Genomic DNA, 12,590 nt, shown 5'->3' with positions numbered 1-12,590 from the left:
GGTGCGCCCGACTCGTTACTAATGCGCGCGGAACATCGAAGGGTAAAAGCCTATGCCAAAGAGAACGGACATCAAGTCGATCATGATCATCGGGGCGGGCCCCATTGTGATTGGTCAGGCCTGCGAATTCGACTATTCCGGAGCCCAAGCCTGTAAAGCCCTGCGTGAAGAGGGCTACCGCGTTGTTCTGGTGAACTCGAACCCGGCAACCATCATGACCGACCCTGGTCTGGCGGATGCAACCTACATTGAGCCGATCACCCCCGAAGTGGTCGCCAAAATCATCGAAAAAGAGCGCCCCGACGCACTGTTGCCGACCATGGGAGGGCAGACAGGTCTGAACACCTCACTCGCGCTCGAAGAAATGGGCGTGCTGGAGAAATTCGGCGTTGAGATGATCGGCGCGAAACGCGACGCCATTGAAATGGCCGAAGATCGCAAACTGTTCCGCGAAGCGATGGATCGTCTGGGGCTGGAAAACCCACGCGCCACAATCGTTACCGCGCCGACGCAGGAAAACGGCAATGTGGATCTGGAAGCCGGTGTGCAGCTGGCGCTGGAATCGCTGGAAGACATCGGCCTGCCCGCGATTATCCGCCCGGCCTTCACCTTGGGTGGCACCGGCGGTGGTGTGGCTTATAACAAAGAAGACTACATCCACTACTGCCGTTCCGGCATGGATGCGTCGCCTGTAAATCAGATCCTCGTTGATGAAAGCCTTTTGGGTTGGAAAGAATATGAAATGGAAGTGGTCCGCGACAAAGCGGATAACGCCATTATCGTCTGCTCCATCGAAAACGTGGATCCTATGGGCGTACACACCGGTGACTCGATCACCGTGGCACCTGCGCTGACGCTGTCGGACAAAGAATACCAGATGATGCGCTCTGCCTCGATTGCGGTTCTGCGCGAAATTGGTGTGGAAACCGGCGGCTCCAACGTGCAATGGGCAGTGAACCCAAAAGACGGCCGTATGGTTGTGATCGAGATGAACCCACGGGTGTCGCGCTCCTCTGCGCTGGCGTCCAAGGCAACCGGTTTCCCGATTGCAAAGATCGCAGCAAAGCTGGCCATCGGCTACACGCTCGATGAGCTCGACAATGACATCACCAAGGTGACGCCAGCGTCGTTTGAACCGTCCATCGACTATGTTGTCACCAAGATCCCGAAATTCGCCTTTGAGAAATTCCCAGGCTCCGAGCCTTACCTGACCACCGCGATGAAATCCGTGGGCGAAGCCATGTCCATCGGCCGCACCATCCACGAAAGCATGCAAAAAGCGCTCGCGTCGATGGAATCCGGTCTGACCGGTTTCGATGAGGTGGAAATCCCCGGCGTAAAGGTTGGCCTGTGGGAAGATGCGGCCGCAGATGACAAGGCCGCTGTGGTCAAAGCCATCAGCCAGCAAACCCCAGACCGCCTGCGCACCATTGCACAGGCCATGCGTCACGGTTTGACCGATGCTGAAATTCAGGGCGTTACCAGCTTTGATCCTTGGTTCCTTGCTCGTATTCGCGAAATCATCGACGCTGAGCGCGACATTCGCAAAAACGGCCTGCCGGTGCGCGAAGATGAGCTGCGCGCCGTTAAGATGCTGGGCTTTACCGATGCGCGCCTCGGTCTGTTGACCGGCCGCGACGAAGACAATGTGCGCCGCGCCCGTCTGAACCTTGGTGTTAAAGCCGTGTTCAAACGCATCGACACCTGCGCCGCAGAATTTGAAGCCCAGACACCTTATATGTATTCAACCTATGAAACCCCGGTTATGGGTGAAGTTGAATGCGAGGCCCGCCCGTCTGAGCGCAAAAAGGTTGTGGTTCTGGGTGGTGGTCCAAACCGGATCGGCCAAGGGATCGAGTTTGATTACTGCTGCTGTCACGCGTGCTTTGCGCTGGCGGATGCCGGTTATGAAACCATCATGATCAACTGCAACCCCGAGACCGTGTCGACCGATTATGACACCTCGGATCGTCTGTATTTCGAGCCGCTCACCTTTGAACATGTGATGGAAATCCTGCGCGTTGAGCAGGAAAACGGCACATTGCATGGTGTGATCGTTCAGTTTGGCGGCCAGACCCCGCTGAAGCTGGCCAATGCGCTTGAATCTGAGGGCATCCCAATTCTGGGCACCAGCCCTGATGCGATTGACCTTGCCGAGGACCGTGAACGCTTCCAGGCGCTGGTCAACGAGCTGGGTCTGAAGCAGCCGAAAAACGGCATTGCCTCTACCGATGCGCAGGCGCTGGAAATCGCCGAAGAGATTGGCTTCCCGCTGGTTATTCGCCCGTCTTACGTTCTGGGTGGTCGCGCGATGGAAATCGTGCGCGATATGGATCAGCTGAAACGCTACATCGCCGAAGCCGTTGTGGTATCTGGCGACAGCCCGGTTCTGCTCGACAGCTATCTTGCTGGCGCGGTTGAGCTGGATGTGGATGCGCTTTGTGATGGTGAAGCCGTGCATGTGGCAGGCATCATGCAGCACATCGAAGAAGCCGGTGTTCACTCTGGTGACTCAGCCTGCTCGCTGCCGCCCTACTCCCTGTCCAAAGAGCTGATTGCAGAGGTCAAAGAACAGAGCTTCAAACTGGCCCGCGCGCTTAACGTGGTTGGCCTGATGAACGTTCAGTTCGCGATCAAAGATGGCGACATCTACCTGATTGAGGTGAACCCACGCGCTTCGCGTACCGTGCCGTTTGTGGCCAAAGCCACCGACAGTGCAATTGCCTCGATTGCAGCGCGCCTGATGGCGGGTGAGCCGCTCTCGAACTTCCCGCTGCGCGCGCCTTACAGCGAAGACGCAGGCTATGACGTCAACACCCCGATTGCCGATGCGATGACTTTGGCTGATCCGGATATGCCTTGGTTCTCGGTCAAAGAAGCAGTTCTGCCCTTTGCCCGTTTCCCAGGCGTTGACACCATCTTGGGCCCGGAAATGCGCTCCACCGGTGAAGTCATGGGTTGGGATCGCTCATTCGCGCGCGCCTTCCTCAAGGCTCAGATGGGCGCAGGCATGGTTCTGCCCTCCAGCGGCACGGCCTTCATCTCGATCAAAGACGCGGATAAGACCCCAGAGATGGTTGAGGCGGCGCAGATTCTTGTTGCCCAAGGCTTTGATCTGGTTGCCACCCGCGGCACCCAGGGCTGGCTTGACGGCCAAGGCGTGCCTTGCGCGCTGGTCAACAAAGTCTACGAAGGTCGCCCGCATGTGATCGACATGTTGAAAGATGGCAATGTTCAGCTGCTGATGAACACCACCGAAGGTGCGCAAGCGGTTGAAGACAGCAAAGAAATGCGTTCGGTCGCGCTTTATGGCAAGATCCCTTACTTCACCACCGCAGCCGGTGCCCATGCGGCAGCGATGGCGATCAAGGCGCAGGCCGAAGGTGATGTAGAGGTGAAAAGCCTGCAGGGCTAAACCCAACTATCAAACACACAAAACGCCCCCCTCGTTGAGTGGGGCGTTTTTTTGTGCGCGACAGATTGTTGGCGACGGCAGCACAAACAATAAACCCCGGACACATGACCGGGGTTTTCAACTGAACTGTCTGTTCGGGGTGCGCTGCCAGGCGTGTCTAGTCTTCGCCTTTCATCGCCTCTTTCCAATGGCGGCGGCACAGCGATACATAACTTTCGTGGCCACCGATCTGCACCTGTTCCCCATCGGTCAACACGCGCCCGGTTTCATCTTTACGCACAACCATCGTGGCTTTCTTGCCGCAATGACAGATGGTGCGCACTTCCCGCATTTCATCCGCCAGCGCCAAAAGCGCCGCAGATCCCGGAAACAGCTTGCCGCGAAAATCCACCCGAAGCCCATAGCAAAGCACCGGCACATTGAGTTCATCCACCACTTCCGAGAGCTGCCAGACCTGCGCATCACTCAGAAACTGTGCTTCGTCGATGAAAATTGCTGCCAGCGCCTGCTCTGCTGCTACCGCCTGAATGCGCTGAAACAGGTCATCCTCGGGCGCAAAGGTATCCGCCTCAGCCGCGATTCCGATTCGCGAAGCGATCTGCCCCTGGCCGCTGCGGTCATCCACCGCCGCCGTCAGTAGGTATGTCTGCATATTATTTTCACGATAATTGTGAGACGCTTGCAAAAGCATGGCCGATTTACCGGCATTCATAGTCGAGTAGTGAAAGTAGAGCTTGGCCATGCGCAAAGTTCTAAGGCGTAGGCACAGATTCTAAAAGCCTTCGCAACTGGAAACACTTTGGTTTCGCCCCCCGGTTCCGCGCAAGCACCCAAGACGATCCAACAGGGCAGCGCAATGCGCGAAAAACCTGCTAAGCCTTTGAAAAAAAAGGCATTCCGGCTTTGATCGTCAACCAAACAACCCGCCAATTCTGGTGGTTCTGCAAAACCAAAACCCAAAATCGGCATCGCGTTACCAATACCCACGCAGCCGGAATGCTCAAATGGCAGAAAAATTGCCTTAGACACAGCCGTCGCCCACTCACATCAAACAACGGCCTTCACCCAAGAGGAGTGCGCGATTGCCACGCTGCACCTCTTGCTCCCCCACTAAACCCGGTAGGGATAGCGTTAATTTCTCATTTCCTTTACACATCGTGAATGGGAAATAACTCCCTGAGTTCCCCAAGAACACGGGGTGAGAACGAGTTTCGAAGGACGAGAATGGCAGACATAGGCGCATATCTAAAAAAACATACCGAAGCGCTGGTAAAAGACGTGGGCATCGAAGCTGCCTGCGAAATCGCTGGGAAATCCAAGGCCACCCTGGGGCGGTACTACTCGGACAACAGCGAACACGCCGATCGTTTCATCCCAGTGGACACCGTTGCACGGCTCGAGGCCTCAGCGTCGTACCCGCATGTAACTTCAGCGCTGGCAGATCTGCGCAATATCACCCTGTCGTATAGCCCAGAAGCCGATGCGGCGGATCGCTCAGGTGGGGTGAATGCAGACGTGATCGCACTCAGCCAGCGGTTCGCAACTTTGATGAGCGAATATCAATCTGCGATCGCAGATGGTATTATTACCGTGAATGAGGCAAAACGCCTATTGAGAGAGACAGTCCTGTTGCAGCAAGTGTTGATCGACATGAAACTGCACCTGGAAGAAGAAAGTGCCTGATAAACCCTCCTCCACTCAGATCGGGGACCGTCCTGATCTGACCGATTTGCCTTCGGTTCAATCCGAAGCCTTTGCCCCCATTGATGTCGCTGCTTTGGCAGCGGCAGATGATCCGGGCCACGCGCCACGGATCTTGCTTCTTTATGGTTCCCTTCGTGAGGTGAGCTATTCGCGCAAAGCAGTGGAAGAATGCGCCCGTATTCTGACAGCACTGGGCTGCGAAACCCGCATTTTCAACCCTTCAGGGCTACCGTTCCCAGATGATGAGGGCGCCGCGGAGCACCCCAAAGTGGCGGAACTACGTGAACTTGCAATCTGGAGCGAGGCGATGGTCTGGTCGTCACCTGAACGCCACGGCGCGATGACCGGGGTGATGAAAACCCAGATCGACTGGCTGCCGCTGTCCGCCCAGGGTGGCATTCGCCCAACCCAGGGCAAGGCGCTTGCAGTGATGCAGGTCTCCGGCGGCTCACAAAGCTTCAACGCCGTAAACCAGATGCGCATTCTGGGGCGCTGGATGCGTATGGTGACGATCCCCAACCAGAGCTCGATCCCAAAAGCCTGGCTTGAATTCAAAGAAGGTGAACGCCTGCCAGAAGGCCCGTTCTACCGCCGTGTCTTTGATGTGATGGAAGAGCTGGTGAAATTCACCTATCTGGTGCGCGGCCGCAAAGACTATTTGGTGGATCGCTATTCGGAACGGGTTGAAACACTGAGTGAAACCCACGAGCGGGTGTCAAAGCTCTAACGCTCCCGTAGCGCAAAAATCTCCACGTTAAGTGCTCCCGCCAAGGGGGCACTCCCGCGCCCGCGCGGGCCTCGGCACTGCCGAAACCCGCTTATGCGGCCTTGGGCCCAGCGCCGGGCTTTGCCCGGCGCGGCTCAGATCAATGGCACCAGTGGAACACCGCCGCAGGCTGACAAAACAAGCAGCGCTGACAAAACCCAAAATACCCGCATCAAAAATCCTCTCAGGCTCAAATCAACTATCATAATAAACGTGCCGCATGCACAAGACGCCCCGCAGCCCCTGGGCTGCCATGCCCAACAGGTTATGGTGTGCGCAGCACAGTATCACTTGGCGGGAGCGCTGCCTCTAGCGCGCCACAACCAGATTGGGCAGGTCCTGTCCGGCGCAGAAGGCCTTGATATTATCAAGCGCCATTTGCCCCATATCACTGCGCACCTCTTGTGCGGCTGTGCCCAGATGCGGCAGCAAGGTTACATTCTCCAGCGCTTTCAACGCCTCTGGCACCTTGGGCTCAAACTCGTAAACATCGAGCCCCGCCCCTGCGATGTTGCCTGCCTGCAAGGCCGCAATCAGCGCCGCCTCCTCCACCACTTCGCCGCGGGCGATATTGATCAAAAACGCCTCTGGCCGCATCGCCGCCAGCACCTGTTCATCGATCAGATGGTAGGTTTCTGCACCACCTGGCACCGCAACCACCAGAAAATCGACTTCTGCCGCCAGTGACACAAGATCAGCAGCACGGGTTGCAGGGAATTCCAGCGTCTTGTCACTGCGCGCGAGATAAGACACCCGCATGCCAAAGCCAAAGTGACAACGCCGCGCAATGGCCTGACCAATGCGCCCCATGCCCACAACACCAATATGTTTGCCGCTCATATGGGTGCCCAAAAGTTCAACGGGGTGCCAGCCGTTCCATTGGCCTGCGCGCAATATGCGCTCCCCTTCACCGGCGCGGCGCGCGCTCATCAACATCAAGGTCAGGGCAATATCAGCGGTCGCATCGGTCACCGCACCCGGCGTATTGGTAACAGCCACCCCCGCAGCCTCGGCAGCCGCAATATCGATGTGGTTATAGCCTACCCCGAAATTGGCCAGAAGCTTGCAACGGATATCCCCACCCGCTGCGGCAAAGATATCCGCTGAAAACATATCGCCGAGCGACGCAAGCACCACGTCATAGTTCTGCAAGGCCGTGATCATCTCAGCCGGTGACATTGGCGCGGTCTCAAGCCGTTGATCCGCACCAAAATCTTCCTTGGCACGCGCTTCCACATCCGCGGTCATGCGCCGTGCAATTAAAACCTTGGTCAATGCAGCCTCCCGCCTAGAGGCACATCCGCCACATCATCGGGGCCGATCAGCACCACCTCGCCGGTGGCATCGGGTAAGCCAAGCACCAGCACCTCGGACATGAACGGGCCGATCTGGCGCGGCGGGAAATTCACCACTGCCAACACCTGTTTGCCTATGAGGCTTTCCACATCGTAATGCGCGGTCACCTGAGCTGAAGTCTTCTTTTCGCCAATGTCGCCGCCAAAATCGATCCACATCTTAATCGCGGGCTTGCGCGCCTCGGGAAAGGCTTCGGCATGCACCACACGGCCGGTGCGCACATCAACCTTCTGGAAATCCTCAAATGTGATCTCAGCCACGTGATAGCTCCTTTGATCGGTTTGATGCCGCCGCAACCGCGCGTTTCAGCAAGGCGGGGAAGCCCTCTTCTTCGTTCATCAGCACCTCAAGCGCGGCCTGGGTGGTGCCGCCGGGGCTTGTGACATTCACCCGCAGCTGATCGGGCCCCTCTGTGGCGGTTTCCGCCAGCGCACCAGCACCTGCCACCGTTGCCTGTGCAAGCTGCAGCGCCAGCTGGGGCGACAGCCCCTCTGCCACACCTGCTGCCGCAAGCGTTTCAATCAGATGGAACACATAGGCGGGACCAGAGCCAGACACCGCTGTCACCGCATCCATCTGGCCTTCGTTTTCAAGGCGCACAACTTGTCCCACCGCAGACAACAACAGGTCCGCTGCGTTCAGATCCAGCGGGCTGCAGTGTTCATTGCCGATGATTGCGGTGATGCCACGGGAAATTGCCGCAGGAGTATTGGGCATTGCGCGCACAATCGGCGTGCCTGTGCCCAGGATATCTTCAAAGGTTGCGATCGAAATCCCGGCAGCCACCGACACAAACAACGTGCCACCCCCGCCATAAGATTTCAGCACCGGCAGCGCCTCGGCCATCATTTGCGGCTTTACCGCAATCAGCACGATCGCAGGCTTTTCCGGAAGGCTGGCGTTTACGTGCACGCCACTGTTTTGCACCCAATCAGACGGGTTGGGATCCTGCACCCAGACGGATGTGGCAGGCAGCCCCCCGTCCAGCCAGCCCGCCAACATGGCAGAGCCCATTTTACCACAGCCCAGCAGCACCAGGCCGCGCTCAACTACATCCGATGTCACCATGGGTATGCCCCTCCCCTATTATCGTCAGGTTTAGGGCAAGTCTTACGCCCGCCCGTAAGCCTCTGCAATGGCGACCTGCATCGCCTCAGCTGGCGTGCGTTCACCCCAGACATTCATCTGAATCGCCGGATAAAACCGTTCGCAATTGGCAACGGCCATTTTCATCAGCTGGTCGATCTGTTGGGGCAGAACCATCTGGCCGCCGCTCAGCAGCAGGCCGTAACGGTACAGCATCAGCTTGTGATCCGGCCAATAGGTAAAAGATCCGGTCCAGCACTGATCATTCATCTTGTTGATCAGCTCATAAAGTCCGGTAAGACGCGCCTCGGGCGGCTCCATCTCAAAGCTGCAGACCATGCGCAGCGTTTCTTCGTAATCGGACCAGGCAAGGGTCAGAGAATAAGTGCGCCACTGGCCTTCAACCGCCATGGCAATCTGATCATCCCCGATACGATCAAAATCCCACTCGTGATGCGACGCCAGGTGTTCGACAACATCTATGGGATGGGCTTCTTCAAAAAGTTGATGCTCGGAAAGGGACATGGGTCCACCTCTTTCGCTCTAATCATAAGGAGTGGCAGCACCCCTAAGGTTAGCTTTCAGCTCTATAAGAAGGGGCAGAATACCGCTTCTCTACAAAATATGGTGAAGATCGAAGCCTCATCTGGCAACCCCTTTATTTGGGGATAACTGCAATAAGTTGTGGATGACCGGAATCTATACGCAAAATATTGCCACTACCCAATTTCGGCAGCCCAACATCCAAAATCCTGAAAGCGCGATACAAAACGGCGATCGCCACAAACACGCAAACACCCCGCTAAAGACAGGCAAAGGAGCAGCTGCGCCCCTTTGCCGATCTACTTTTAACGGTTGTCCAGTTGTGCCCGTACCGATTTACGGCCCTTTTCGGAAATCCGATAGGGGCAGGAATGGCGGGATTCGATCAAGCGTTTGCGTCTGAGTTTGGCAAAGATCTCCAGCGTACAATTGCTAAGGATCATACCATCACGGGTGAGGCACATAACCTCAAGCACCCGGCCATTTGGCCCGCGTTCATAACAAATCCGCCCACCCTGGGCCAAAGCGTGCAAAACACGCTGTTCGTTTTTTGAGATATTCATTGATAAAGCCTGTGTCATCCACACAGATCCCACCCACGCGCAGCGTCGGTCGAAGGATCTTGTCAATGCCCTGCAACACGCAGGGCGATCAGTGATGAGCCACAAGCTCCAACATCAACAATTCCATATCAGGTTGTTTATGTTCCTGTCATAGTTTTACCAAAAACAGATGAAAACCCTGACTGCAACATCGCCGAAGCCCATACCGAACTGTGACGCGAACACCACAATTGCATACCGTTGAATACTAAAAATATTCAATACAATCTCGCAGCACTTCAAAAACTTGTGAACAATACCCATATTTCAACCACAAGGTTATTTTTCATATATATCAGAGAGGTACATTATGATCTTCTTACCTATCTTATCGATATTCATCATCGCCGCTGGATTTGCTCTGCGCCGCGCCTTTGATTTCAATGAAAACCGCAACCTGGATGGGCTGGTCGGCATTATTGGTCTTGGCCTTAAGGCGGGGGGGATGTTGCTATTCGTGATCTCCACCTTCAACGGCATGTTCTTTTATGCCGAGCCTGGTTTCAAATACCACGTGCGCACCATCCTCGGCGAAGAGAAGATGGTCTCAGACACCGGCTATAACACCTATCTGTTTGGCCGCTACAATGCGTGGAAAAACGCAATGTCCGTGCAGGCGTCCACCTCTGGCAACGGTGGCGTTAATGCGGAAAATAATAGCGCCCAGATGAGCGCGGATCTGGCTCCGAAGTCTTTGGTCTTTCTCGATCAGGTCGACGCGTTTGTGTCTGCCACCGCACGTTTTGAGCTGCCGTCTGATCAGGATGCGTTCCTGCGTCTTGCGCGCCAGTACCGCACGCCGGAAAACCTGCTGCGCACCGAACTTGTGCCCGCCTTTGAGGAGACACTTGGCGCCAATGCCGCGCTCATGTCAGCCGAAGATTACTTTCAGGGTGGCAAGACCGAGTTCAACAATGAATTCCAGCGCCAGATGGAAGATGGCATCTACCTTGTGCGCCGGATCGAACAGCAGGTTCCAACCGGTGAGAGCCGCAAAGGCTCGGCCAATGCCTCCCTTGGCAAAGATCAGGAAGAGTTTGGCGAAGACACCAAAACCATCTTTGTGGTGCAAAAGCTGCTCGACAGCACCGGCCAGCCCCGCCGCAAGGAGCAGAGCTTCACCAAATTTGGCATCACCGTCACTTCTGCACGTGTGACAGACGTGAATCCGAACAAAAAGTTCAAAGACCGTATGGCCCTGCGCCAACAGGCCGCAGCTGACCGCGCCATTGCCCGCGAACAGCGCATTCAGGAAGAGGAGCAGAAACTTTTGGCGGTGGCCCGCGGTGAGCGCGAAGTCGCAGAACGTCAGGCCGCGGCCAAAGTGATCCAGATTGAACGCACAACCGATGCGGAAACCGAAAAACAGCTGGCGATCACCGCAGCCGAGCGGGAACGCGAAGCCGCCCGCATTGCCAAGGAACAGTCTGAAATCCTGCTGGAAAAAGCGCGCATTGATGCGGAATCGGTGCAGGTTGCCGCCGACGCCGAAGCCTATGCCAAACGCCAGATCCTTGCGGCGGATAATGCGCTGGCGCAGAAACTCGATGCTGAGGTTGAAATCCAACGTCTTTGGGCGGACGCCTTTGCCAAACGCAATGTGCCCACCTATGTCTTTGGCAGCGGCGGCGCGGCGGGCGGCGCGCCGGTAGGATCGGATGATGAAGCCTCGCGCCTGTTTCAAATCCTGACCCTGCAGGCCGCGGAACGGCTTGATTATGATCGCGAGATTGCGGATCAAAAATAGCCACGCCACGTAGTGAATGACCTCTCAACGCGCTCCACCTGGGGCGCGTTTTATTTGGTTTGAACTCGCCGCAGGACTGGGGTCAAATCACGCTGACATCACTGAAACAACTGGCGGATTCGCCCCCGATGCTGCTCAATTCCCTGATTGTTGTGACCTGCGTTATATGCGGCGCTGTATTGATGTGGCCACGCCTTGCCCACGCGCCGCTGTGGCGCGCCACCATCACGCCGCTGGCGTCGATCATCGGCAGCGGTTTTCTGGTGCTGGGCCCCATATTGAATGCCTCATACGGCGCTTTCGCACCGCTGGTGATGGCGCTTCTGTGTCTGCTCGCATCTGGGTTTGGCCGCACGATCACGTTTAATATCCGTTGGCTGGAACACCGTCACAGCGAGCCGCGCCTCCACCGCGTGATCGAAACAACAAGCGCCTGGGCGCTGGCCTTCGCCTATTTTGTCTCTGTGGCTTATTATCTCAACCTGTTGGGCTCATTTGCGCTGACACTGACAGACACCAATGATGCGTTTCACGCGCGCCTGGTGACCAGCGGCGTGTTCGCATTGATCCTGCTGGTGGGCTGGAGCCGTGGTTTTGGCGCATTGGAGCGGATGGAGCAGATCTCAGTTGGGGTAAAACTGTCGATTATTGCTGGGCTGTTGTTTGCCCTGATCTGGTCCTTTGCGGATCACCTTCATCATGGCACGCTGGTCTGGTCTGCGCCAACGCAGACAGGATGGGGTGCGGTCACGCTTGGCTTTGGCCTATTGGTCACGGTGCAAGGCTTTGAAACCGCGCGCTATCTGGGCGACAGCTATGACGCCGACACCCGCGTGCGTGCCCTCAAACTGGCGCAGATCCTCTCCAGCGTGATCTATATGATCTATATCCTGTGCCTGACCTTCATCTTTGCCCCTGATGCAATGGCGCTGGAAGAAACTGCGATTATTCCGCTGATGGCAGTGGTTGCCCCGATTCTGCCGATGCTTTTGGTGGCTGCCGCACTCAGCGCGCAGTTCAGCGCGGCGGTGGCCGACACCGCCGGATCTGGCGGATTGATTGCCGAGCTCACCCGCCATCGCCTGCCCGCCACTGCGGTTTACGCGCTGCTCACAGGCTTTGGGCTCTGGCTCACCTGGCAATCAGATGTGTTTGAAATCATCACCTATGCCTCACGCGCCTTTGCACTTTATTATGCGCTGCAGGCAGGTCTCGCGGCTTTGCGCGCCAACCACACCGGCCAGAGCATGCGGACGCTGTGTTTTGGCGGGTTTGCGCTGCTGGGTGTGATGATTGTTATCTTTGGCGCCGCCGTTGAATAAATAAAAAAACACGCCCGGATCCGGACGTGTTCTGACGATGCTCACCTGC

General features: G+C 56.6%; 12 protein-coding genes. 5 read left to right on the top strand and 7 right to left on the bottom strand.

The window, feature by feature from the left end:
- The first annotated feature begins 52 nt into the window (after positions 1-52).
- Positions 53-3,415, top strand: coding sequence for a carbamoyl-phosphate synthase large subunit (carB, locus tag GG681_RS11685; RefSeq protein WP_153548184.1), 3,363 nt, complete (start codon positions 53-55; stop codon positions 3,413-3,415).
- 157 nt (positions 3,416-3,572) lie between these two features.
- On the opposite strand, the gene GG681_RS11680 is transcribed toward carB, so the two are convergent.
- Together GG681_RS11680 and GG681_RS11675 are read right to left on the bottom strand one after the other, a co-directional pair.
- Positions 3,573-4,157: a thymidine kinase gene (locus tag GG681_RS11680; protein ID WP_153548183.1), complete on the bottom strand. Its 585-nt coding sequence runs from the start codon at positions 4,155-4,157 to the stop codon at positions 3,573-3,575.
- Entirely contained in the window at positions 4,124-4,444 is a 321-nt protein-coding gene (locus GG681_RS11675) for a hypothetical protein (protein WP_153548182.1), read from the bottom strand. Before GG681_RS11675 ends, GG681_RS11680 begins: the two co-directional genes overlap by 34 nt.
- A gap of 195 nt (positions 4,445-4,639) precedes the next feature.
- Here GG681_RS11675 and GG681_RS11670 point away from each other — a divergent pair, with 195 nt between their 5' ends.
- Positions 4,640-5,098: a hypothetical protein gene (locus tag GG681_RS11670; RefSeq protein WP_153548181.1), complete on the top strand. Its 459-nt coding sequence runs from the start codon at positions 4,640-4,642 to the stop codon at positions 5,096-5,098.
- 19 nt (positions 5,099-5,117) lie between these two features.
- The gene (gene arsH, locus GG681_RS11665; protein ID WP_328593376.1) at positions 5,118-5,846 is read left to right on the top strand and encodes an arsenical resistance protein ArsH; all 729 of its coding nucleotides are present in this window, start codon (positions 5,118-5,120) and stop codon (positions 5,844-5,846) included.
- 348 nt (positions 5,847-6,194) lie between these two features.
- Here the strand turns inward: arsH and GG681_RS11660 are convergent, their stop codons facing one another.
- The 5 genes from GG681_RS11660 to GG681_RS11640 form a co-directional block, all read right to left on the bottom strand.
- Positions 6,195-7,133: a 2-hydroxyacid dehydrogenase gene (locus GG681_RS11660; protein ID WP_153548330.1), complete on the bottom strand. Its 939-nt coding sequence runs from the start codon at positions 7,131-7,133 to the stop codon at positions 6,195-6,197.
- Between the two features lie 23 nt (positions 7,134-7,156).
- Positions 7,157-7,501, bottom strand: coding sequence for a tRNA-binding protein (locus tag GG681_RS11655; protein ID WP_328593362.1), 345 nt, complete (start codon positions 7,499-7,501; stop codon positions 7,157-7,159).
- Entirely contained in the window at positions 7,494-8,309 is an 816-nt protein-coding gene (gene proC / locus GG681_RS11650; RefSeq protein WP_153548179.1) for a pyrroline-5-carboxylate reductase, read from the bottom strand. Before proC ends, GG681_RS11655 begins: the two co-directional genes overlap by 8 nt.
- 42 nt (positions 8,310-8,351) lie before the next feature.
- On the bottom strand, positions 8,352-8,852 hold the full coding sequence (locus tag GG681_RS11645) for a type III secretion system chaperone family protein (protein WP_153548178.1): 501 nt from the start codon (positions 8,850-8,852) through the stop codon (positions 8,352-8,354).
- Between the two features lie 323 nt (positions 8,853-9,175).
- Positions 9,176-9,433, bottom strand: a complete 258-nt coding sequence (locus GG681_RS11640; protein ID WP_153548177.1) for a YjhX family toxin — start codon at positions 9,431-9,433, stop codon at positions 9,176-9,178.
- A 349-nt stretch (positions 9,434-9,782) separates the two neighbouring features.
- Here GG681_RS11640 and GG681_RS11635 point away from each other — a divergent pair, with 349 nt between their 5' ends.
- Both GG681_RS11635 and GG681_RS11630 read left to right on the top strand, forming a co-directional pair.
- Entirely contained in the window at positions 9,783-11,219 is a 1,437-nt protein-coding gene (locus GG681_RS11635; protein ID WP_214645142.1) for an SPFH domain-containing protein, read from the top strand.
- A gap of 128 nt (positions 11,220-11,347) precedes the next feature.
- The gene (locus tag GG681_RS11630) at positions 11,348-12,541 is read left to right on the top strand and encodes an APC family permease (RefSeq protein WP_235899906.1); all 1,194 of its coding nucleotides are present in this window, start codon (positions 11,348-11,350) and stop codon (positions 12,539-12,541) included.
- Positions 12,542-12,590 lie beyond the last annotated feature (49 nt).

The sequence above is a fragment of the Tritonibacter aquimaris genome, from assembly GCF_009617595.1.
GTDB lineage: Bacteria > Pseudomonadota > Alphaproteobacteria > Rhodobacterales > Rhodobacteraceae > Epibacterium > Epibacterium aquimaris.
This window is presented reverse-complemented; position numbering and strand designations above follow the sequence as displayed.

Excerpts from the sequence above, each read along its gene's own strand:
- carB (WP_153548184.1), top strand. The coding sequence starts at position 53 with ATGCCAAAGAGAACGGACATCAAGTCGATCATGATCATCGGGGCGGGC.
- GG681_RS11680 (WP_153548183.1), bottom strand. The coding sequence starts at position 4,157 with ATGGCCAAGCTCTACTTTCACTACTCGACTATGAATGCCGGTAAATCG.
- GG681_RS11670 (WP_153548181.1), top strand. The coding sequence starts at position 4,640 with ATGGCAGACATAGGCGCATATCTAAAAAAACATACCGAAGCGCTGGTA.
- GG681_RS11660 (WP_153548330.1), bottom strand. The coding sequence starts at position 7,133 with ATGACCGCGGATGTGGAAGCGCGTGCCAAGGAAGATTTTGGTGCGGAT.
- proC (WP_153548179.1), bottom strand. The coding sequence starts at position 8,309 with ATGGTGACATCGGATGTAGTTGAGCGCGGCCTGGTGCTGCTGGGCTGT.
- GG681_RS11645 (WP_153548178.1), bottom strand. The coding sequence starts at position 8,852 with ATGTCCCTTTCCGAGCATCAACTTTTTGAAGAAGCCCATCCCATAGAT.
- GG681_RS11640 (WP_153548177.1), bottom strand. The coding sequence starts at position 9,433 with ATGAATATCTCAAAAAACGAACAGCGTGTTTTGCACGCTTTGGCCCAG.
- GG681_RS11635 (WP_214645142.1), top strand. The coding sequence starts at position 9,783 with ATGATCTTCTTACCTATCTTATCGATATTCATCATCGCCGCTGGATTT.
- GG681_RS11630 (WP_235899906.1), top strand. The coding sequence starts at position 11,348 with ATGCTGCTCAATTCCCTGATTGTTGTGACCTGCGTTATATGCGGCGCT.